Here is a 20,625-nt window from a genome sequence, read left to right on the forward strand (position 1 = left end):
ACTCGTGAAAGAGTCGGGGCAGCGGCAGGCACACGTGCGAGGAGGGCTCGGTGGCACAACCGGAACGGCAGGTCCACGGTCGTCGGCAGCTGTACGGCTCGCCCTGGGTCAAGCTGTGGCTCGACGACGTGGAGGTTCCCGGCGCCGGCCGCGGCGAGCACCACGTCGTCCGCATGCCCCGCGCCACCACCACGGCGGTCGTCACCGACGAGGACGGGCGCTTCCTGCTGATCCACCGACACCGCTTCATCACCGGCCGGTGGGGCTGGGAGGTCCCGGCCGGCTGGGCCGATCCCGGGGAGGAGCCGGCCGCCGCCATCGCCCGCGAGGTGGAGGAGGAGACCGGTTGGCGGCCCGGGAAGGTCGAGCCGATGACCGAGTACGACGCCATGCCCGGCCTCGGCGACGCCCGCTTCCGGAGCTACCACGTCACGGGCTGCACCCGTGTCGGCGAACCGCAGGACGTCGCCGAGGCGGCCCGGGTGGAGTGGCTGCCGCAGGCCGAGGTGGTCGGGCTGCTGCTCGGCGGCGGGGTGCCCGACGGCCCGTCGCACGCGGCGCTCTCCTTCTCCCTGGGGCCCTGGCGCCTCACCCGCGGGGGCCGTTGACCCGGCCGGCCGTCCCCGGCCCCGGGGGCCGGGCGAGTGCGGAGGCGAGCAGGGCGGCGGTTGCGGCGAGCAGGGGCTCGTCGGGCGGGGCGGCGGGGGCGTGTCGGGTGGAGAGGAGCGCGATGGTGATCGGGGGGCGGCCGGGGGGTGCGGTGAGGCCGACGTCGTTGGTGGTGCCGTAGTCCCCGGTGCCGGTCTTCTCCGCGACGGTCCAGTCCGCGGGCAGGCCGGCGCGCAGGCGGTGGGCGCCCGTCGTGTTGTGCAGCAGCCAGCCGGTCAGGCGGCGGCGGTCGGCGGGGTCGAGGGCGTTCCCGAGGGTGAGACGGGCGTAGTCGCGGGCGATGGCGCGCGGGCTGGTGGTGTCGGTGATCCGGCCGGGTTCCGCGGAGTTCAGTGCGGGCTCCCAGCGGTCCAGGCGGGTCACCCGGTCCCCGAGGGAGCGGCAGAAGCGGGTGACCGCCGTCGGGCCGCCGAGCGCGCGCAGCAGGAGGTTGGCGGCGGCGTTGTCGCTGTGTGTGAGGGCAGCGGCGCACAACTCCTCGACGGTCAGGCCGCCTTCGAGGTTCGCGGGCAGGCCGGTGACCGGTGCGTGACCCGCCTGCGTGACGTCCCGTTCCGTGTAGTGGAGCCGTTCGGCGAGGAAGGTGCCGTCGTGGTCGAGGTCCCGCAGGACCGCGGCGACGGCGAGGGTCTTGAACGTCGAGCACATCGGGAACGGTTCGTCCGCGCGGTACGCCAGTGTCCGGCCGGTGGCCGTGCCGTGGGCGAGGACGCCCAGCCGCGCCCCGTGCGCCTGCTCCAGCGCCCGCAGCCGGCCGGCGAGGCCGCGTTCGCCCGTGTCCGGGGCTGAGCCCGTGTCCGGGGCTGAGCCCGGGTCCGGGGCTGAGCCCGTGTCCCGCGCGAAGGCCCGGCCCCCGGTGGGGAGGGCGGCCGCGAGGGCGGTCGCGGCGGCCCCGCCGAGGAACCGGCGCCGGCCGCGGCTCACCGCTGCCCGTGCCGTGCGGCGACGCGGGTGATGCGGGTGAGGACCTCGGCGGCGCCGTCCTCCTCCGCCAGGGCGTCGGCGAGGAACCGGGCGCGGGTGCGGTGGCGGGGGTCGTCGAGGGCCCGGCGGATGGCGGCGGCGAGCCGGGGTGCGGTGAGCCGGGCGAGGGGGACCGGCCCGGGGGAGGTGCCGAGGCGGGTGAGGCGGTCGGACCAGAAGGGGGCGTCGAGTTGGGCGGGGACGGGCACCGTGGGGGTGCCGGCGCGCAGGGTCGCCGCGGTGGTGCCGGCGCCCGCGTGGTGGACGGTGACGGCGGTGCGGGGGAAGAGCCAGTCGTGCGGGGTGTCGCCGATGGTGAGGACGTCGTCGGCGCCGTCGGGTGCGGCGAGGCCGCTCCAGCCGGACTGGACGACGGCGCGGACCCGGGCGGTGCGGACGGCGGCGAGGAGGGTGGCGCTGAGGCGTTCGGGGTCGGGGACGACGAGGCTGCCGAAGCCGAGGTAGACGGGCGGCGGTCCGGCGGCCAGGAAGTCGAGGAGGCGTTGCGGTGGCCGCCAGCCGGGGTCGGGGTGCGGCCACCAGTAGCCGGCGACCTCGTGGGCCGGGCGCCAGTCGGCGGGGCGCGGGACGACGTGACGCGAATAGCCGTTCAGCACCGGGTGGTTGCCGAGGTCGCGGGCCGCCGGGCGCGAGGGCAGGCCGAGTTGGCGCCGCAGTGCGCGGACCGCCGGGGCGGCGAAGCGGTCGGCGGCGGCCTGGACGGCCCGGCCGGCGAGCAGGTTGCCGGGGCCCCCGAGCGAGCGGGCACCGATGACGGGCGGGGCGAACGCGCGGGTGGCGAGGAGGGGTTGGAGGCTGAGGGTGATGCTGGGGATGCCGGCCGCCTCGGCGACCACCTCGCCCAGGTGGGCCGTGGTGCTGGTGGTGAGCAGGAGGTCGGCGCCCGGTTCGGCCGCGGCGGCGATGCCGGAACCGAGGGCGGGCAGGAACGAGCTTGCCATCCGGGCCAGTCGGACGAGGCCGAGCGGGCCGGTCCCGGTGCGCAGCAGCTGCTGACCGCGGGCGGAGGCGAGTTCGGTGCGCGGGTCGACGGGCAGCGGGCGGAATTCCAGACCGGCGGCGCGCACGGAGTCGGCGAACGCGGTGTGGGCGGCGAGGGCCACCTGATGGCCGGCCGCGCTCAGGCGGGCGCCGAGTCCGGTGAAGGGGGCGACGTCGCCCCGGGAGCCGGCGGTGGCGATCAGGATGCGCATGGCCGCAGTATCGCGGGGCAGTCGGGAGCGCGGAAAGGGCGCCGCGCCGACCGTTCCCGCAGCGGAGGCGGCGGGGGCGGGAACCGCCGGCCGGTGGTGCGGCGTCCTTGCAGGCAGTACGGCGCGCACGGGGCCGCCGTACGGTGCGAAGGGCGGGAGGACACGGATGAGCTTCGTCGCATGGATCGTGCTGGGTCTGGTGGCCGGAGCCCTGGCCAAACTGCTGCTGCCGGGCCGGGACCCGGGCGGCCTGGTGGTGACCACCCTGATCGGCATCGCCGGTTCGTTCGTCGGCGGCTGGATCTCCGCGAAGGTCCTGGACCGCCCGGTGACGGCCCAGTTCTTCGACCTGGCGACCTGGGGGGCCGCGATCGGCGGGGCCCTGGTGCTGCTGATCCTCTACCGGCTCGTGTTCGGGCACTCCCGGAGCTGAGCGCGGGGGAGGAGCGGGGACGGATTCGGGGCCGGGCCGGTCGCGCGGGATGCGCGACCGGCCCGGCCGCGTCCCCGGCGGTCGCGCCGCCCGCGGTGGTGGTGGTGTCCAGGTCGTCCCAGCCCTCCCGGGTGTGCCGGAGGGCGTCCGGATGCCCGGCGGCGGACCACCGGGCGTCCGGCAGGGAGTCCGGCGCCCGTCCGGGTGGACGTACGTGGTGCGGGCCTGGAGTTCGGCCTGACGGACGACGGCGTGGAGGTCGTCGGCGAACCAGCGGTCGCCGAACGCGTCGCCGAGGGCGAGGCCGTGCAGGCTGTCGAGGGCGGGCGCGGGTCGGCGGCTCCCGCCGCCCCGGGCGGGCCGGGTACCCGTCAGGCGTCGGCGGCCAGGCCGCGCAGGAGGAGCGCCCAGAGGGCCTCGAAGCGGTCGCCGGCCGCCGGGTCGGACCAGCCGGACGCGTGGGCGGGGTCGTGGAAGTGCGCGGTGGCCTCGAACACCGCGAGGGCGGTCGGGTCGACGGGGGCGTGCCGGAACTCCCCCCGGTCGACGCCGTCGCGCAGGATCCGGGCGATCTGGCCGACCAGCGTTCCCAGGTGGGCGTCGACGACGTGGCTGGCCTCGCCGACCAGCGTCAGGTAGGTCGCGAAGAGCTGGGGGTCGTCCAGGGCCTTCCCGCGCTTGGCGGCGAACAGCGTGGTCAACCACCGGTGCAGGCGCTCGGGGGCCGGGCCGGACTCGGCGGCGACGGAGCGCAGCTCCTCGTGGGCCTGGGCGAGCCAGCGCTCGGTGACGGCCTCGCGCAGCGCCGCCTTGCTGGGGAAGAAGCGGTAGACGCTGCCGTGGCTGACGCCGAGGGCGCGGGCCACGTCGACGACGGTGGCCTTGGCCGGGCCGAACCGCCTGAGGGCGTCCTCCGTCGCGCTCAGGATCTGGTCGGCGGTGAGCGCGCTGTCCGTGGCCACGGGGAGGTTCGTCCTAACGGGTGAGACGTGCGCCGGCCGGGTGCGGTGGCCGGCCGACGGTGGGTGGCCCGCGGCGGGTGGGCGCCGCGGGCGGGGCCGCGGCTCAGCGCTCGCTGTCGAGATGGGCCATCTGGGCGGCAGCGTACCGTTCCCCGGCGGCGGACCCGGCCGGGACCGCCGCCTCGACGGCCGCGAGGTCGGCCCCGGTGAGGGTGACGTCCAGCGCGCCGAGCGCCTCGGCGAGCCGGTCGCGGCGGCGGGCGCCGACCAGCGGGACGACGTCCCGGCCGCGCGAGGCGACCCAGGCGACGGCGATCTGCGCGACGGTGGCGTTCCGCTCGGCGGCGACCGCGCGCAGGGCCTCGACGAGCCGGAGGTTGTGGGCGAGGTTGTCGCCCTGGAAGCGGGGGCTGTGGCCGCGGAAGTCCGTGCCGGACAGCTCGCGGTCGCCCCGCCAGTGGCCGCTGAGCAGGCCGCGCGAGAGCACGCCGTACGCGGTGACGCCGATCCCCAGCTCGCGGGCGGCGGGCAGGATCCCGGCCTCGGCGGAGCGGGAGAGCAGCGAGTACTCGATCTGGAGGTCGCTGATCGGGTGGACGGCGGCGGCGCGGCGCAGGGTGTCGGCGCCGACCTCGGAGAGGCCGATGTGGCGGACGTGGCCGGCCCGCACCAGCTCGGCGATCGCACCGACGGTCTCCTCGACCGGGACGGCCGGGTCCAGCCGGGCCGGGCGGTAGACGTCGACGTGATCGGTGCCCAGCCGGCGCAGGGTGTAGGCGAGCGCGGTCTTCACGGCGGCCGGGCGGGCGTCGTAGCCGAGCCACCGGCCGTCGGGGTCGCGCTGGGCGCCGAACTTCACGCTGAGCAGGACGTCCGCGCGGTCGCGGCCGCGCAGCGCCTCGCGGATCAGCAGTTCGTTGTGGCCCATGCCGTAGAAGTCGCCGGTGTCGAGCAGGGTGACGCCGGCGTCGAGGGCGGCGCGGACGGTGGCGATGCTCTCGGTGTCGTCGGCGGGGCCGTAGAGGTCCGACATGCCCATGCAGCCGAGGCCGAGGGCGGAGACGACCGGGCCGGTGGCGCCGAGGCTGCGCCTCGGGACGCGGGGGAGCGGGGTGGAGGTGGACATGGGGCCAGGGTGCACCCGTCACTGACAGGTGACAAAAGCTGTCACCTGAAATCCGCCGGGAGCCGGCCGTCAGTCGCTCACCCGGCTCCGGTTCTCGTACGCCAGGTCGAGGTACTCGGGGTGCCGGGCCATCCACGCCTTGATGAACGGGCACGTCGCCAGCACCGCCAGCCCCCGGGCCCGCGCGTCGTCCAGCGCCGCCCGCGCGAGCGCCCCGCCGATGCCCTGCCCCTCGTACGCCGGCTCGACCACCGTGTGCGGGTACACCACCAGCTCGCCGCTGCGCAGGTACTCCGCGAACCCGGCCAGGGTGTCGCCCACCCGCGCCTCGAAGCGGCCGGCCTCCTCGGCGTCACGGATCGTGACCGTCATCGTGGCTCCCTCACTGCTGCTCGCTCACTGCTGCTCGGCACGGAGCCGCGGCCGGCGGCCCCGGTCCATCATCGAGCGGCCGACGCCTCCCCGCCCGTCGGGTCGCCCCCGCCCGGCGTGGCGTTCCGGCGGCCGCCGGGTGCGCGCAGCAGGTGCGCCCGCGCCGGCGGAACGTTCCGCCACGCCGTCCGGCTCCCCAGCCCGTACTCCTGCTCGAACCGCCGCAGCAGCCGCACCACCGCCCGGTGCTGCGCCCCCCGGCGCGGCCCGGACGTCAGCAACCGCGCCGCCGACGTCCCCAGGTAGGAGAAGTACGTCAGCTCGCCGCCGGGCACCAGCAGCCGCAGGTAGAGGTCGAGGACGCGCTGGACCTCCGCCGGTGCGAAGTTGGTGAACGGCAGGCCCGACACGATCACGTCGTACCGCTCGGCGGCCGGCCCGGCCCCGCCGTCGCCCCCCGGCCCGCCCGACTCCGCCGCGCGGGCCTCCGGAAGGTCCTGCACCCGGCACTCCGAGACCCGCAGCCCCAGCTCCGGCCCGCGCCGCGCCAACTCCGGATCCGAGCGCAGCCGTTGGGCGAACCGCGGGTTGGCCTCCACCGCGTGCAGCCGGTCGCCCGCCCGCAGCACCCGCACCAGCCGGCGCGTCACCGCCCCCGTGCCGGCGCCCACCTCCAGCACCGAGATCGGCCGGTCGGGACGGCTCGTCGCCGGGACCACCAGCGCGTTCACCAGATCCGCCCCGCTCGGCGCCACCGCGCCCGTCAGACGGAAGGTGCGCAGCGCCTCGGAGAGGAAGAACCAGCCCTCGCCGCCGCCGTCCGCCCGGGGCCCGCCGGGAACGACGGGCAGGGCGTCCGGGTGGACGGCGGCGGAGGGTGCGGGGGAGCCGGGGCTCGGAGCGGAGCCGGGGACGGGGTCCGGGCGGAGCTGATCGGTCGTCATGACACCGAAGCTAGAGACGCCCCGGCCGCCCGGGATCGGCCGACCGACCGCCCGCACCCCCGACGAAAGTCGAGGGTGCCGCTGGTCGATCGTCAGGGGCCGCGGCCCGCCGCCGCGTCGTAGCATCAGGGCGCTGGAGCCGCCGAGGAGGGAGAGGAGGAGGGAGCCGGATGGCCGCCGATCACCTGCCCCGGCCCCGCACGCCCCGCCCTGCCCGCCCCGCCCGCCCCGGCCGTCAGCCCCGTCCGCCCCGCCCGCCCCGCCCGCCCCGCCCGTCGGAGGGGCCGCGGCCCGGGCGCACCGCGCTGTTCGGCTGGTACGCCCCCGGCCGCAACCGGCTGACCGAGACCCTGCTGCTGGTGACCGTCCTCGTGCTCGTCGCCGAGGAGATCGTCTTCCAGTGGCTCGACCACGACCTGCCGCTGCGCCCGCTGCGGATCGTCGGCGCCGCCCTCGCCGCACTCTCCCTGCTGCTCACCCGCCGCCACCCGGTCGCCGCCGCGGTGCTGCCCGTTCTCGTCAGCGGACTGCTCAACCGCGCCTTCCCCGGCCTGTTCAGCGTCTTCCACCTGGCCGCCACGGGCCGCACCGGACCGGCCTTCGCCGCCGGGGCCGCGATGGCGGCGCTCAGCGCGTTCCGGGCCGACTCCGTGCTCGACCGGGTCGGCATCACCGGCTCCCAACTCCTCGTGGACACCGCCGCCGTCTTCCTCGGCCTGTGGTTGCACGGCCGCCGCGTGCTGATCCGCACCCTGCACACCAAGGTCGACGCGCTGCGCCGCGAACGCGAGCTGCGCGCCGAGCAGGCCCGCGCCGCCGAACGGGCCCGGATCGCCCGTGAGATGCACGACGTCCTCGCCCACCGGCTGAGCCTCCTGGTGCTGCACACCGGCGTGCTGCGCGACCAGGCCCGGGCCGGCACCGTGGCGGACGACCCCGAGCGCCTGGCCCACCGCCTCGAACTGCTCCGGGCGACGGCCGCCCGGTCGCTCGACGACCTGCGGGACGTCCTCGGCGCGCTCCGGGCCGACCCGCCGGAGCAGCCGGACCCGGCCGACCCGGCCGACCCGGCCGACCTGCCCGGCCTGTCCGACCCGTCCGACCTGCCGGACCGGCCCGACCCCGCGAGCGCCGCCGACGGCGACGACGCACCGCCCGGCCGGCGCCCGGACCCCAGACCCGTCGCCGCGCCCGCGCTGCGCGACCTCGCCGAGCTGGTCGGCGAGGCCACCGGCGCGGGCCAGCGCGTCGAACTCGCCCTCACCGGGGACCCGGAGAGCATTCCGACCACCCACCGGCTGGCCGTGCACCGGGTCGTCCAGGAGGCGCTGACCAACGCCCGCAAGTACGCGCACACCGCGCAGGTCACGGTCCGCGTCCAGTACGGGGCGCCCGCGACGACCGTCGAGGTGCACAACGGCGCGGGCGACCCGGCACCCTCCGGTGCCTGCACGGGCGGCGGCTACGGTCTGGTCGGGCTCGGTGAACGGATCGGCGCGCTGGGCGGGCACTTCGACGCGGGCCCCGATGGCCGCGGCGGCTTCCGGCTGGCCGCCCGTCTCCCCGCCCCGCCCCGGCCCCCGGTCCGCCCGCCGGCCCGACCGCCCGAGCGGACTCCCCCCGGGCCCGTCCCGGCCGACCCGCCCCCGCCCCTGCCTCCGATACCGCCCCTGCCTCCGATACCGCCCCCGCCCGCGACGCCGGCTCCGGCTCCGCGTCCGGGCCCGAACCCACCGAGTGAGGCGACGTGATCCGCACGATGGTCGTGGACGACGACGCGCTGGTCCGGCTCGGGCTCGTCGACCTGCTCGCCCAGGACCCCGAGCTCACGGTCGTCGCCGAGGCCGCCGACGGTCTGGAGGCCGTCGAACTCGCCGGACGGCACCGCATCGACGTCGCGCTGATGGACATCCGGATGCCCCGGCTCGACGGCATCGCCGCGACCCGCCGCCTGCGCGAGCTCCCCGACGGCCCGCGGGTCATCGCGCTGACCACCTTCGACCTCGACGAGTACGTCTACCGGGCCCTGGCCGCGGGCGCCGACGGCTTCCTGCTGAAGGACACCCCGCCCGCCGAGATCGCCCGCGCCGTCCATGTCGTCGCCGGCGGACAGGGCATGCTCCACCCGGCAGCCGCCCGGCGGCTCATCGACCGCTACCACCGCACCGGCGCACCGCGTGCGGTCGCCGCCCGGGCCCGGCTGGCCGGGCTCACCCCGCGCGAGACCGATGTGCTGCGCGAACTCGCCGTCGGCCGTTCCAACGCCGAGATCGCGCTCGCCCTCGGCATGCGCGAGAGCACCGTCAAAGCCCATGTCAGCCGGATCCTCACCGGACTGGGCGTCGGCAACCGCGTCCAGGCGGCGCTGCTCGCCCGGGACGCGGGCGTGGTCGACGACCCGGCCTGACCGACCGTCGCCCGCCATGACCGTCCCCGGCCATCGTCGTTGCCCGTTCCACCCGGCCTCCTCCGGATTCATTCCGGTTGAGGGGGAATCGTCCCGTTCCGGCGATGTGCGATCCGCGCCACGCGGTACTCGCCACCGGCCCGCCATCACCCATCTGGCTTGGAAAAGGCGCGCCTTGGCGCCCCGCGCTGCCGAACCCCGGCGCCGGGTCCATGGTGGAAGTGGGCGCGATCCGGCGACCGCGCCCGCGCGCCGGGCAGGATCCGTACGCCGTGCGCCGACCGCGGCCCGCGGCCGCGCGCCGGGGCGGATCCCGGTCCCGGCACGCTGGGAGCAGGGCCACCTCGCAGGAAACCGAACGGTTCTTCTAGGCTCACATCTCGGCTTCCCTGCAGTGGTGCGCTGATCTGCGCCCGCCGCGAGGGAAGCCGCCGTCCACGGAGGCCCCGGGACGATCGGGGCCACCGGATCGAGCGAGGAGGACGTACATGCCACAGACGCCGCCCAGCCGTTCCAGCGCACTTGGACCGGAGGGCCACCTCCGCTGTCCCGCCGTCACGGCCGGGGCCGTCCGCCCGGCACCCCGGTCCGGCCGGCCCGCCCGGCCGCTCTATACCGGCGGCGGCCGCGGAGGCGAGCGTTGAGTCCTCAAGCCGTCCGCCCGTCCGCCGCACCGGCGGCCCCCGCGACCGCCGTCGCTCCCACCGCCGTTGCCGCCGCCACCACCCAGGGCGCCGCTCCGGGCGCCACCGTCGGCACGCTCACCGCAGCGCCGGCACCGCCCCCGGCCCCCGTGCCGTCCGCCGCCCCCTCCGCCGTCGCCCCCGCCGCCTCCACCGCGACGGCAGTCGCGCCAGCCGCGGCGGTCACCGCCATCACCACGACCGAACCGCCCGGGACCCCCGGCGCCGCGCCCGTCGCGGCCGTGCCCGGCACGACCAGGACCGCCGGCACCGTCCGGACCGCCCTCGCCCCGGCCGCCCCCGCCGCCGCCGCCGCACCACCCACCGCGGCGGCCCCCCACGCTCCGGCCGTCCCCGACAGCGAGGGCCAGTCCGGCCCCACCGCCGCGCTCCCCGGTCTGCCCCAGGCCCTCTCCACCCGGGCCCGCACCCTCGCCGGAGCCGTCCGCAGACGCTGCGCGGACCTCGCCAGGATCGAGTCCCCCAGCGGCGACGCACCCCGACTCGACGCGCTCGCCGAGGAGTTGTCGGCCGGATTCCGCGCCACCGGGGCCACCGTCCAACGCGAGCCCGGTCCGGCCGGCGACCACCTGGTCCTCCAGTGGGACGGCCGGGACGAGAGCCTGCCGCACCTGCTCGTGGTCGGCCACCACGACACCGTCTGGCCGGCCGGCATCCTCGCCGACTGGCCGGTCACCGAGCGCGACGGCACCCTCAGCGGGCCCGGCGTGGTCGACATGAAGGGCGGACTCGCCATCCTCGAAGGCGCGTTCGCCCTGCTCGCCGACCTCGGCCAACGCCCGCACCGCACCGTCCGCCTGGTCGTGGTCTCCGACGAGGAGGTCGGCAGCCCGGACGGCCGGCGCCTCGTCGAACGCCAACTGCGCGGAGCCGCCGCCGTCCTGGGCCTGGAACCCCCGCACCCGGACGGCCGGCTGAAGACCGCCCGCCGCGGCTCCACCCGGGTACGGCTCACCGTCACCGGCCGTGAGGCGCACGCGGGCAACGACGCCGCCGAGGGGGTCTCGGCGGTCGACGAACTCGTCGACCAACTGGTGGCCGTCCGCGGACTGGTCAGTCTGCCCGGCACCGAACTCAACGCGGGCCGGATCAGCGGCGGCAGCCGGGCCAATGTGATCGCCGGCCGGGCCGAGGCCGAACTCGGCCTGCGCTTCGCCACCACCGAGGCGCAACGCCGCACCCTCGACAACCTCGCCCGGCTGACCGCGCTCCGGCCCGGCGCGCGGGTCCGTACCGAGGTGCTGTCCAGCAGGCCGGCCTGGCCCGAACGCTCCGCCAACCCGTTGCTGCGCCATGTTCGTTCCCTCGCGGCCGTGCTGGGGCAGCAACTGGACGGCGGTCCGGCGGGCGGCGCGGGCGACACCAACCTGCCGGGCTCGCGCGGACTGCCCACGCTCGACGGCTTCGGCGCCGTCGGCGGGGGCGCGCACGCCCGGCACGAGCATATTCGGATCGACCAGCTGGCACCGCGGATCGCCCTGCTGGCGGCGCTGCTGGCCGTCCCGCTCCCTCGGCTGCGCGACCGCTCGGAGGGCTGAGCGGCACAGCGCGGCGGGTCGTGACGGTGGGCGGTGGATCCCGGGATCCACCGCCCGCCGTCCACCGTCCACCGCCCACCGCCCGTCGGCGCCGGCCCGGTTCCCCCCTCCGGGTCCGTGAGCAGCGGGAAGAGCCCGGCCCCGCGGCGGGCCGGACTCTTCCCGGTGCCGCCTACCCGAGCCCGGCGGCGTCGGCGAGGATCGCCCGCAGGCGCGCCAGGCACTCCGCGACGAAGGCCGGAAAGGTGTGCCGGTAGTACGCGATCCCGCTGGCGCCGACCACGATCGCCCAGGCGCGGGCGCGGGTCCAGGTGGCCTCGTCGAGGTCCAGCGCGTCCCGGTAGGCCCGGCGCGCCTCGGGCGGCAGGTCCCAGACGGTCGAGTGCTCGGCGTCCGGGCGGCCGACCGAGAGGCAGCCGAAGTCGATGACCGCCCGCAGCCCGCCGTCCCGGACCAGCAGGTTGGTGGGCTTGAGGTCGCCGTGGAGCCAGACGTGCGGCCCGGCCGAATCCGGCAGCGCGAGCCCGGCGCGCCACAGCCGCTCCAGCGTGTCGACGTCGAGCCCGCCGCCCCCGTCGGGCAGCTCCGCGTCGGGACCGGTCAGCGCCCGGCACTCCGCCAGGCACCGGGTGCCCCACTCGACGCAGTCCCGCAGGGAGCCGCCGCGGTACCAGCTGAGGTCGCCCGCGCGGACCGCGCCCATCAGATCGAGGCCGTGCAGCTCCCGGACGAACGCCGCGAGGTCACGGCCGAGCCCGGCCCAGTCCCGGACGCTCGCCGGCCCGGCCTCCGCGCCGTCGATCCAGCGGTAGACCGACCAGGCGAGCGGGAAGGCCGTGGTGGGCGCCCCGGCGTGGACGGGGGCGGGGACGGCGGTCCGGCCCAGCAGCGGGGCCAGCCGGGGGAGCCACTCCTGCTCCTTCCGTACCGACCGTGCGGCGTCCGGGGTGCGCGGCAGCCGGACGAGCAGCTCCTCGCCCAGCCGGTACATCGTGTTGTCCGTGCCCGCGCCCGCCGGTGCCAGGGCGAGGCCCGCCCAGTCCGGCCGCTGCGCCCGCAGCAGGGAGCGGACCAGTTCCTCGTCGGCCGCGATCTCGTCCGCGTGCAGTGTCATGCCGGGAAGTCTCGCGCCGCGGGCGGGCCCAGGCCACCGGTTTTCCGCCCGGACGGCCGGAACCGCGGGGCCCGAACCGCACGGCCGGAACCGCGGGGCCCGCCACCGGCGGTGCTCCCTTGTCAGCCGCCCCCTCGCCGCGCACAATAGTACCGACCGAACGGTTGGTCGGTTACCTCTGTCGGGCGCCCGACGGGGCGGCGGGGACAGAGCCAGCGAAAGGGGACCGTGGTGACAGCAGAGGTGGCCGAGCGGCCCGGGGCGTCGCCCGAGGAGACGTTCGAGGCCGTCATCGCCGCGGAGCAGCGGATCGAGCCCCGCGACTGGATGCCCGACGCCTACCGGGCCACCCTCGTCCGCCAGATCGCCCAGCACGCGCATTCCGAGATCATCGGCATGCAGCCCGAGGGCAACTGGCTCACCCGCGCCCCGTCCCTGCGCCGCAAGGCGATCCTGCTCGCCAAGGCCCAGGACGAGGCCGGTCACGGCCTGTACCTGTACGCCGCCGCCGAGACCCTCGGCGTGGACCGCGCCGAGCTCACCGAGAAGCTGATCGCCGGCCGCCAGAAGTACTCGTCGATCTTCAACTACCCGACCCTCACCTTCGCCGACGTCGGGGTGATCGGCTGGCTGGTCGACGGCGCCGCGATCTGCAACCAGGTCCCGCTCTGCCGCTGCAGCTACGGCCCGTACGCCCGCGCCATGGTCCGGATCTGCAAGGAGGAGTCCTTCCACCAGCGCCAGGGCTACGAGCTGCTGATGACGATGATGCGCGGCACCGACGCCCAGCGCCGGATGGTCCAGGACGCGGTGGACCGCTGGTGGTGGCCGTCGCTGATGATGTTCGGCCCCTCGGACGCCGCCTCGCCCAACACCGCCCGCTCGATGGCCTGGCGGATCAAGCGGCACACCAACGACGAGCTGCGGCAGCGCTTCGTCGACATGACCGTCCCGCAGGCCGAGCACCTCGGCGTCACCCTCCCCGACCCCGAGCTGCGCCGGAACGAGGAGCGCGGCGGCTGGGACTTCGGCGAGCCGGACTGGTCGGAGCTGAACCGGGTCATCCACGGCCAGGGCCCGTGCAACGCGCAGCGGACGGAACGCCGCCGGGCGGCCCACGAGGACGGCGCATGGGTGCGCGAGGCGGCCACGGCGTACGCGGCGAAGCGCCGCGCCGAGGCCGGGGCGGGGACGGGAGCGGCACGGCACGCGGCGCCGAACACGGCACAGCACGCGGCACAGCACGCGGAACAGGAGAACGGAAAGTGACCGAGTCCAAGGCCGGCTGGCCGCTCTACGAGGTGTTCGTGCGCCCCCGGCGCGGCCTGAACCACGTGCACGTCGGCTCGCTGCACGCCGCCGACGACCGGATGGCCCTGCTCGCCGCCCGCGACCTCTACACCCGCCGCAACGAGGGCGTCAGCCTCTGGGTGGTCCGTTCCGACGCGATCACCGCCTCCACCCCGGACGAGCGCGACCCCTTCTTCGCGCCCAGCGGCGACAAGGTCTACCGCCACCCGACCTTCTACGACATCCCCGAGGATGTCCCGCACATCTGACCGGGAGCAGCCGAACCATGACCGACGACCACGTGTACCTGAGCCTCGCCGAGGCGTCCCCCGAGCCCGAGGGCGAGGGCCGCTGGGCGTACGGGACGGGCTTCGCCGACCCGCTGCTCGGCGTGGACACCGCCGTGCCGCCCGGCCTGGACGGCGCCGACCTCGCGGCCTACTGCCTGATGCTGGGCGACGACGCGCTCGTCCTCGCCCAGCGGCTGATCGAGTGGTGTACCCGCGCGCCGGAGCTGGAGGAGGAGGTCGCGCTCGCCAACCTCGGCCTCGACCTGCTCGGCCAGGCCCGTCAGCTGCTCACCCGGGCCGGGCAGGCGGACGGCTCCGGGCGCACCGAGGACGACCTCGCGTACTGGCGCGAGGAGCACGAGTTCCGCAACGTCCGCCTGGTCGAGGCGCCGAACGGGGACTTCGCGTACTCGATCGCCCGGCTGCTGCTGTTCGCCACCGCCCGCGGGGCGCTCTACGAGGCGCTGGCCGGGCACGCCGACCCGGTGCTGGCGGCGGTCGCGGCGCGCGGGGCGAAGGAGCTGGCGTACCACCGCGAGTACGCCACCGCGTGGACGCTGCGGCTCGGCGACGGCACGCCGTACTCGGCCGCGCGGATGCAGGCCGGGCTGGAGGCCGTGTGGCCGCTGCTGGAGGAGCTGTTCACCGCGCACCCGGTGGAGCTGCGGGCCGGGGTGGACCCCGGGACGCTGCGCGAGCCGGTGCTGCGCGCGGTGGCGGCGGTGTGCGCGGAGGCCGGGCTGACGGTGCCGGAGGTGCCGGGCCTGGCGGCCGTCGGTGGCCGGGCCGGCCGGGACGGCGTGCACACCGAGGCGCTCGGCCCGCTGCTGGCCGAGCTGCAGGTGCTGGCCCGCGCGCACCCGGGCGCGACGTGGTGACGGCCGTGGCCGGGGCGCGCGCGCCGGGCGGGACGACGGCCTGGGAGGTGGCGGCGGCCGTGCCGGACCCGGAGCTGCCGATGCTGACCCTGGCGGACCTGGGCGTGCTGGCCGAGGTCGCGCAGGACGGCGGCACCGTGACCGCGTGGCTCACCCCGACGTACTCGGGCTGCCCCGCGGTCGCCGAGATGGCCGCCGACGTGGACCGGCGGCTGCGCGCGGCCGGGTTCGCGGACGTGCGGGTCCGGCTGCGGCTCGACCCGCCCTGGTCGACCGACCTGATCACCCCCGAGGGCCGGCGCAAGCTCGCCGAGGCCGGCATCGCCCCGCCCCGGCCCGGCGCCGCCGCCGGCCGGGTCACCGGCGGCGGGAGCACACCGCTGAGCCTCGGCCCGACCCGGCTCGCGGCCGTCGGCGCTCCCGTCGCGGCCGCGCCCGTCGGCTGCCCGCTGTGCGGCGGCACCGACACCGAGGAGCTGTCCCGCTTCGGCTCCACCGCCTGCAAGGCGCTGTGGCGCTGCCGGGACTGCCGCGAGCCCTTCGAACGCGTCAAGGAGATCTGAATGGCCGCCGTCCCCTCCGCGGACCTGCCCGCCGCCCCGGCCGTCGAGCCGCCCGCCGTGCGCCCCGCCCGCCGCCCGTCCTTCCACGCGCTGCGGATCGCCGGGCTGGAGCGGCTCTGCGAGGACGCCGTCGCGGTGACCTTCGCCGTACCGGAGGGGCTCGCGGAGGCGTTCGCGTTCCGGCCGGGGCAGACGCTGACGCTGCGCAGGGTGGTGGACGGCGTCGACGAGCGCCGCTCGTACTCGATCTGCGCCCCCGTCGGCGGCCCGCTGCGCATCGCCGTGCGCGAGGTGCCGGGCGGGCTGTTCTCCCGCTGGCTGGTGCGCGACGCCCGGCCGGGGGAGGAGGTGGAGGTGCTGACGCCGTCCGGCCTGTTCACCCCGGACCTCGCCGAACCCGCCGACCACGTGCTGCTGGCGGCCGGCTCCGGCATCACCCCGATGGTGTCGATCGCGGCCTCCGTGCTGGCGGCCGACCGCACCTCCACGGTCACCCTGCTCTACGGCAACCGGCGCAGCGACACCGTGATGTTCGCCGACGAGCTGGCCGACCTGAAGGACCGCTACCTGGGCCGCTTCCAGCTGGTCCACGTGCTCTCCCGGGAGACCAGGGACGCCGAACTGCTCAGCGGCCGGCTGGACCCGGAGCGGGTCGCGGCGCTGCTGGCGGCGCTGGTGGACACGGCGGCGGTCGGCCACTGGTGGCTCTGCGGGCCGTTCGGCATGGTCGCCGGGGCGAAGGAGCTGCTCGCCGGGCTTGGCGTCCCGGCGGAGCGGGTGCACCAGGAGCTGTTCCACGCCGAGGACGAGCCGGTCGCCGGGCGTACGGCCGACACCCCGGCCGCCGACGCCGACGGCGCCGCGCACAGCGAGGTCACCGTCGTCCTGGACGGGCGCGGCAGCACCCTCACCCTCCCGTGCGACCGCTCCATCCTGGACGGCGCCCAGCGCTCCCGCCCCGACCTGCCGTTCGCCTGCAAGGGCGGGGTCTGCGGCACCTGCCGCGCCCTGGTGACGCAGGGCGAGGTGGAGATGCGGCGCAACTTCGCCCTGGAGGAGAAGGAGCTGGCGGCCGGCTACGTCCTCACCTGCCAGGCCCGCCCGGTGACGGACCGGGTGACGGTCGACTACGACCGCTGACCAGCGGCCGGGCTACGCGGGCACGACCGCCGGCACCGGGGCCCCGGCCGGGGTCCCGGTCCCGCCCTCGGAGCCGCCCTCAGCCCCGGCCGGGGCGCCGAGCAGCGCGACGATCTCGTTGACCGCCGCGCGGCCGGCCCGGTTGGCGCCGACGGTGCTGGCGGACGGCCCGTAGCCGACCAGGTGGATCCGGGGGTCGGCGGTGGCCCGGGTGCCGGTGAGGGCGATCCCGCCGCCGGGGGAGCGCAGGCCGAGTGGGGCGAGGTGGCCGACCTCGGGGCGGAACCCGGTGGCCCAGACGATCGCGTCGACGGCCAGCTCCTGGTCGCCCCAGGCGACACCGTGCTCGGTGAGCCGGTCGAACATCGGGCGCCGGTGCAGCGCGCCCAGCTCCTCGGCCCGGCGGTAGGCGACCGACGGGCCGAGCCCGGTCACGCTCACCACGCTGCGCACCGGCAGCCCCTGGCGGACCCGCTCCTCGACCTTGGCGACCACGGCGCGCCCGTACTCGGGGGTGAACGGTCCGTCGTGGAGCACGGGCGGGGTGCGGGTGACCCAGACGGTCTCGCCGACCGCCGCGACCTCGGAGAGCACCTGGATCGCCGAGGCCCCGCCGCCGACCACCAGCACCCGCCGGCCGGCGAACTCCTCCGGGCCCCGGTAGGCGGCGTAGTGCAGCTGGCGCCCGGCGAAGTGGCCGGGGTAGTGGGGCAGGAAGGGGCGGGTCCAGGTGCCGGTGGCGTTGATCAGCGCCCGGGCGGACCAGGTGCCGGAGTCGGTGGTGACCAGCAGCCGGGCGTCCGGCCGGGCGGACGCCGAGCGCACCGCCAGCACCTTGACGGGGCGTACGACGGGGAGCGCGTGCTTCGCCTCGTACGCCGCGAAGTACCCCGGGACGACCTCGCGTGCGGGGGCCTGCGGGTCGGGTTCGGGGAGTTCGAAGTCCGGCAGGTCGTGGAAGCCGTGCACGGTGGCCATCCGCAGGGAGGGCGCGCGGTGCGCCCAGGCGCCGCCGGGGGCGCGGTCGGCGTCGAGGACGGCGAACCCGCCGTCGATGTCCGCGCGGTACGGCGCGAAGCCGCGGCGGCGCAGGTGGTAGGCGGCGGACAGGCCCGCCTGGCCCGCGCCGATCACCAGGACGTCGACCCGGCGGCCCGCGTCCGACGCGGTCCCGGGCTCCGACGCGGCACCGAGGGTGGTTGCACCGTAAACAGTCACGCCGGTGAAACATGTGGCGGGCGGGCGGTGTTCCCGCTCGCCCGCCCGTCGTGGGAGCCGTGCCCGCCGCCCGTCGTGGGAGCCGCGCCGGCCGGGGGTCAGACCGTGGCCGGGGAGATCACCACCGCAGTGCCGTAGGCGCAGACCTCGGTACCGACGTCCGCCGCCTCCGTGACGTCGAACCGGAACATCAGCACCGCGTTCCCGCCGCGCGCCCTGGTCTGCTCGACCAGCCGCTCCATCGCCTCGTTCCGGCTCTCCACCAGGGTCTTCGTCAGTCCGCGCAGTTCCCCGCCGACCAGCGACTTCAGCGAGGCGCCGATCTGGCTGCCGATGTGCCGGCTGCGCACGGTCAGACCGAAGACCTCGCCGATCACGTGGTCGACCCGGTAACCGGGGATGTCGTTGGTGGTCACCACCAGGACCTGGGCGTCCGGGCGCTGCCCGCCGCCGTACTCGTCGATGTTTGCCATGGGGCCCATCCTGCCGGGAATTCGGACGTCGTCGAACAGAGGCGCGCGGGGCGCGCACGGGAACGCACGGGGCGGTAACGGCGAGAACGCGTAGGGTAGCCGGAACAGACCGGTGATCGGAGGGCCGAAAGGCCGTACCGTAGCCCCATGGGCGAGCGAAGCGATCATCCACAGGGGCCGGGCGCGGCGGAGGACTCCGGTGCGCAGGAGATCGAGGCGACGGTGGTCCTGGGCCTGCGGATCACGAACTGGCCGGCGTTGCGCGCCGCGGCCATCGCGGCCGTGGAGGAGCTGGACTTCGAGGGCATCGATCCGGCCGGGCAGCGCCGTGAGCTGCTGCGCGAGGTGGCCGAGGACGCCAACGCGGCGCTCGGCGCGCTGCTGCACCCGGACCGGCTGGTGGCGGCGATCCCGGGCGTGGAGGCGATCGGCGGCACGCTGGAGATCAGCCTGACCGAGGACTTCGCGCCCGACTTCGCCGAGCTGTTCCCGCTGGACGGCGGCGACGAGGAGGACGGCGGCGGCGCGGCCGGCGACTGGACGCTCACCCCGCGCACCGCGTGTCTGCTGCACGCCCAGCTGCTCGGGCTGGCCGACGCCGCCTACGACGACCTCGACGAGCACGAGGACGAGCCGGTCGCCGACGGCGAGGAGGCCGACTGGACGGTGTTCGGGCGGCTGCCGCAGCGCACCTGGCGCCTCCACCGGGGCTGGCGCCGCGCCATGGCCCGCACCTTCGACGACCTCGCCGACGACCTCGCCCTCGGCGAGTGGCCGCTGCCGCGCTGCCTGGCGGAGGAGATCGCGCTGCGGATGGCGCTGGTCGACGCCCGGGCGCTGCTCGGCGCGCAGCCCGAGTCGGTCGCCGACATGATGGGCGACCTTCCGGCGGACCTCTACGACTACGACTGGGACGGCTGCCACGACGAACTGTTCGGCGTCTACGGGCCGGACGACGGTGATCCGGAGCTGACCGCGGAGCAGCGCGCCGAACTGCTGCTGACCGCCACCCACCCGGAGGGCTGGTTCCTGCCCTACGACGACGCGGAGGAGCGGGACCCGCACCGCGGCTACCGCCGCTGAGCGCGGCCGCGGGGGCTGGCATGCTGGTCGGGTGACTTCTCCGTTCGACACCCCCGTTCCCGACCCGACGCCCGAGGACCGCGACGCCCGGCCGCAGTACGTGCTGCCGCTGGTGGTCCGGCTGGAGCGCGCGACGCCCCCCGGGCGGACCGACGCGCTGGAGACCTCGGCGCGCGCGGTGCTGACGCTGCTCGCCGACCCCCGTGTCGTCGGGGCCGAGGGGGAGTGGGCGGAGCGGGTCGCGGCCTGGGAGGACGCCCGGATCCGCAAGGTGGTCCGGCGGGCGCGCGGCGGCGAGTGGCGCCGGGCCGGGGAGCTGCCCGGGATCACGGTGACGGGCCGGGAGGCGGAGGTGCGGGTCTTCCCGCCGGTGCCGCTGGACGGCTGGCCGAAGGAACTCGCCAAGCTCCAGGTGTCGGGCACCGACCTGGAGGAGAGCGGTCCGGTGGACGCCCCGGCGCCGGGGGTCCCGGTGCTGTGGCTGAACCCGGAGCTGGAGATGAGCGCCGGCAAGACCATGGCGCAGACCGGTCACGCCGCCCAGCTCGCCTGGTGGCGCCTGGACGAGGCGCACCGCAAGGAGTGGGCGGACAGCGGCTTCGCGCTCGCCGTGCGCACCGCGACCCCGGAGGCCTGGGCGGAGCTGGTGGCCGGGGGTCTGCCCCTGGTCCAGGACGCGGGCTTCACCGAGATCGCCCCGGGCAGCTGCACCGTGGTCGCCGACCACCCGGCGCTGCGCGGCTGACGGCGCGCCGCGCGGGCCGGGAGCCGACGGCCGGCGGTCGCCGGCCGACGGTCGTCAGCGGCGGAGCGTGAGGCGCTCCGTGTGGCAGGCGAGGTCGGTGAGCCTGCGGGTCCAGCCGGTGCCGCTGCGGTCGGTGCCGGCCCGGGCCGCCTTCCCGGGAAAGCCGGGGGCCGTGAAGCCGCTCTCCGTCATGCGCAGCCGGGTGTGGTCGCCGGGTTCGGTGGTCAGGGTGAGGGTGACCAGTGTGGTGGCGGCGGAGGTGAGGGCGGAGGTGACGGCCGCCGGGGCGGGGGCCCCGTCGGCCGGGCTCCGGCCGCCGTCGCCCCACGGTCGGCGGAACGCGAGGACGGCGGGCGGCTCCACCCGCTCGACGGGTCCGTGGGCGCCGCCGAGCCAGGCGCCCAGGAACTCCGGCCGGGTGAGCTCCTCCCAGACCCGCTCGCGCGGCGCCGCGATGGTGATCTCACGCTGGATGCTGTCGGCGACCATGCCGTGACCC

General features: G+C 76.7%; 22 protein-coding genes. 12 read left to right on the top strand and 10 right to left on the bottom strand.

Features of this window, described 5'->3' with window-relative positions; all coding sequences use genetic code 11:
* The first annotated feature begins 50 nt into the window (after window positions 1-50).
* Window positions 51-608 (top strand): NUDIX hydrolase, encoded by a 558-nt coding sequence (locus ACFVVL_RS07055; RefSeq protein WP_387671883.1) that lies wholly within the window; start codon window positions 51-53, stop codon window positions 606-608.
* Here the strand turns inward: ACFVVL_RS07055 and bla are convergent.
* The gene (bla, locus tag ACFVVL_RS07060; RefSeq protein ID WP_387671886.1) at window positions 589-1,593 is read right to left on the bottom strand and encodes a class A beta-lactamase; all 1,005 of its coding nucleotides are present in this window, start codon (window positions 1,591-1,593) and stop codon (window positions 589-591) included. The genes ACFVVL_RS07055 and bla overlap by 20 nt on opposite strands.
* A complete protein-coding gene (locus ACFVVL_RS07065) occupies window positions 1,590-2,846 on the bottom strand; it encodes a glycosyltransferase (protein WP_380297157.1) in 1,257 nt (418 codons plus the stop codon). The genes bla and ACFVVL_RS07065 overlap by 4 nt, the downstream gene beginning before the upstream one ends.
* Window positions 2,847-3,012: 166 nt before the next feature.
* On the opposite strand from ACFVVL_RS07065, the gene ACFVVL_RS07070 reads away from it, so the two are divergent.
* On the top strand, window positions 3,013-3,279 hold the full coding sequence (locus ACFVVL_RS07070) for a GlsB/YeaQ/YmgE family stress response membrane protein (protein ID WP_380297158.1): 267 nt from the start codon (window positions 3,013-3,015) through the stop codon (window positions 3,277-3,279).
* A gap of 371 nt (window positions 3,280-3,650) precedes the next feature.
* Here ACFVVL_RS07070 and ACFVVL_RS07075 read toward each other — a convergent pair whose 3' ends face one another.
* The 4 genes from ACFVVL_RS07075 to ACFVVL_RS07090 all read right to left on the bottom strand — a co-directional run bounded on the left by ACFVVL_RS07075 (window position 3,651) and on the right by ACFVVL_RS07090 (window position 6,683).
* Complete coding sequence (locus ACFVVL_RS07075; RefSeq protein WP_387671890.1) at window positions 3,651-4,241, bottom strand: TetR family transcriptional regulator; 591 nt, start codon at window positions 4,239-4,241, stop codon at window positions 3,651-3,653.
* A 103-nt stretch (window positions 4,242-4,344) separates the two neighbouring features.
* Entirely contained in the window at window positions 4,345-5,367 is a 1,023-nt protein-coding gene (locus ACFVVL_RS07080) for an aldo/keto reductase (protein ID WP_380291524.1), read from the bottom strand.
* A 69-nt stretch (window positions 5,368-5,436) separates the two neighbouring features.
* Window positions 5,437-5,739, bottom strand: a complete 303-nt coding sequence (locus tag ACFVVL_RS07085; protein ID WP_380291526.1) for a GNAT family N-acetyltransferase — start codon at window positions 5,737-5,739, stop codon at window positions 5,437-5,439.
* A 68-nt stretch (window positions 5,740-5,807) separates the two neighbouring features.
* The gene (locus ACFVVL_RS07090; RefSeq protein WP_387671894.1) at window positions 5,808-6,683 is read right to left on the bottom strand and encodes a class I SAM-dependent methyltransferase; all 876 of its coding nucleotides are present in this window, start codon (window positions 6,681-6,683) and stop codon (window positions 5,808-5,810) included.
* Window positions 6,684-6,853: 170 nt separating this feature from the next.
* Between ACFVVL_RS07090 and ACFVVL_RS07095 the strand changes: the two genes are divergently transcribed.
* From ACFVVL_RS07095 to ACFVVL_RS07105, 3 genes are all read left to right on the top strand, one after another.
* On the top strand, window positions 6,854-8,434 hold the full coding sequence (locus tag ACFVVL_RS07095; RefSeq protein ID WP_387671897.1) for a sensor histidine kinase: 1,581 nt from the start codon (window positions 6,854-6,856) through the stop codon (window positions 8,432-8,434).
* Window positions 8,431-9,090 carry a response regulator gene (locus tag ACFVVL_RS07100; RefSeq protein ID WP_387671900.1) on the top strand — a complete coding sequence of 220 codons (660 nt, stop codon included), beginning with the start codon at window positions 8,431-8,433 and terminating at the stop codon, window positions 9,088-9,090. Before ACFVVL_RS07095 ends, ACFVVL_RS07100 begins: the two co-directional genes overlap by 4 nt.
* Window positions 9,091-9,730: 640 nt before the next feature.
* Complete coding sequence (locus tag ACFVVL_RS07105; protein WP_387671903.1) at window positions 9,731-11,332, top strand: M20/M25/M40 family metallo-hydrolase; 1,602 nt, start codon at window positions 9,731-9,733, stop codon at window positions 11,330-11,332.
* Between the two features lie 172 nt (window positions 11,333-11,504).
* On the opposite strand, the gene ACFVVL_RS07110 is transcribed toward ACFVVL_RS07105, so the two are convergent.
* The gene (locus ACFVVL_RS07110) at window positions 11,505-12,446 is read right to left on the bottom strand and encodes an aminoglycoside phosphotransferase family protein (RefSeq protein ID WP_387671905.1); all 942 of its coding nucleotides are present in this window, start codon (window positions 12,444-12,446) and stop codon (window positions 11,505-11,507) included.
* A gap of 231 nt (window positions 12,447-12,677) precedes the next feature.
* Between ACFVVL_RS07110 and paaA the strand changes: the two genes are divergently transcribed.
* From paaA to paaE, 5 genes are read left to right on the top strand one after another with little or no spacing between them, the layout of a single operon-like run.
* Complete coding sequence (paaA, locus tag ACFVVL_RS07115; protein WP_387671908.1) at window positions 12,678-13,715, top strand: 1,2-phenylacetyl-CoA epoxidase subunit PaaA; 1,038 nt, start codon at window positions 12,678-12,680, stop codon at window positions 13,713-13,715.
* Window positions 13,712-14,005 carry a 1,2-phenylacetyl-CoA epoxidase subunit PaaB gene (gene paaB / locus ACFVVL_RS07120; RefSeq protein ID WP_030391930.1) on the top strand — a complete coding sequence of 98 codons (294 nt, stop codon included), beginning with the start codon at window positions 13,712-13,714 and terminating at the stop codon, window positions 14,003-14,005. The genes paaA and paaB overlap by 4 nt, the downstream gene beginning before the upstream one ends.
* 17 nt (window positions 14,006-14,022) lie before the next feature.
* On the top strand, window positions 14,023-14,904 hold the full coding sequence (paaC, locus tag ACFVVL_RS07125; protein WP_387671912.1) for a 1,2-phenylacetyl-CoA epoxidase subunit PaaC: 882 nt from the start codon (window positions 14,023-14,025) through the stop codon (window positions 14,902-14,904).
* A gap of 5 nt (window positions 14,905-14,909) precedes the next feature.
* Window positions 14,910-15,467: a 1,2-phenylacetyl-CoA epoxidase subunit PaaD gene (gene paaD, locus ACFVVL_RS07130; RefSeq protein WP_387671915.1), complete on the top strand. Its 558-nt coding sequence runs from the start codon at window positions 14,910-14,912 to the stop codon at window positions 15,465-15,467.
* Window positions 15,468-16,607, top strand: coding sequence for a 1,2-phenylacetyl-CoA epoxidase subunit PaaE (gene paaE / locus ACFVVL_RS07135; RefSeq protein WP_387671918.1), 1,140 nt, complete (start codon window positions 15,468-15,470; stop codon window positions 16,605-16,607).
* 12 nt (window positions 16,608-16,619) lie between these two features.
* Here the strand turns inward: paaE and ACFVVL_RS07140 are convergent, their stop codons facing one another.
* On the bottom strand, window positions 16,620-17,744 hold the full coding sequence (locus ACFVVL_RS07140) for an NAD(P)-binding domain-containing protein (protein ID WP_387672212.1): 1,125 nt from the start codon (window positions 17,742-17,744) through the stop codon (window positions 16,620-16,622).
* A 179-nt stretch (window positions 17,745-17,923) separates the two neighbouring features.
* On the bottom strand, window positions 17,924-18,298 hold the full coding sequence (locus ACFVVL_RS07145) for a YbjQ family protein (RefSeq protein ID WP_380291546.1): 375 nt from the start codon (window positions 18,296-18,298) through the stop codon (window positions 17,924-17,926).
* 147 nt (window positions 18,299-18,445) lie between these two features.
* Between ACFVVL_RS07145 and ACFVVL_RS07150 the strand changes: the two genes are divergently transcribed.
* Together ACFVVL_RS07150 and ACFVVL_RS07155 are read left to right on the top strand one after the other, a co-directional pair.
* The gene (locus tag ACFVVL_RS07150) at window positions 18,446-19,381 is read left to right on the top strand and encodes a hypothetical protein (RefSeq protein WP_387671922.1); all 936 of its coding nucleotides are present in this window, start codon (window positions 18,446-18,448) and stop codon (window positions 19,379-19,381) included.
* Between the two features lie 31 nt (window positions 19,382-19,412).
* Window positions 19,413-20,126, top strand: a complete 714-nt coding sequence (locus ACFVVL_RS07155) for an aminoacyl-tRNA hydrolase (protein ID WP_380291550.1) — start codon at window positions 19,413-19,415, stop codon at window positions 20,124-20,126.
* Between the two features lie 54 nt (window positions 20,127-20,180).
* Here the strand turns inward: ACFVVL_RS07155 and ACFVVL_RS07160 are convergent, their stop codons facing one another.
* Window positions 20,181-20,615: an SRPBCC domain-containing protein gene (locus ACFVVL_RS07160; RefSeq protein WP_387671925.1), complete on the bottom strand. Its 435-nt coding sequence runs from the start codon at window positions 20,613-20,615 to the stop codon at window positions 20,181-20,183.
* Between the last annotated feature and the right edge of the window lie 10 nt (window positions 20,616-20,625).

This window comes from Kitasatospora sp. NPDC058115, assembly GCF_042884635.1.
GTDB lineage: Bacteria > Actinomycetota > Actinomycetes > Streptomycetales > Streptomycetaceae > Kitasatospora.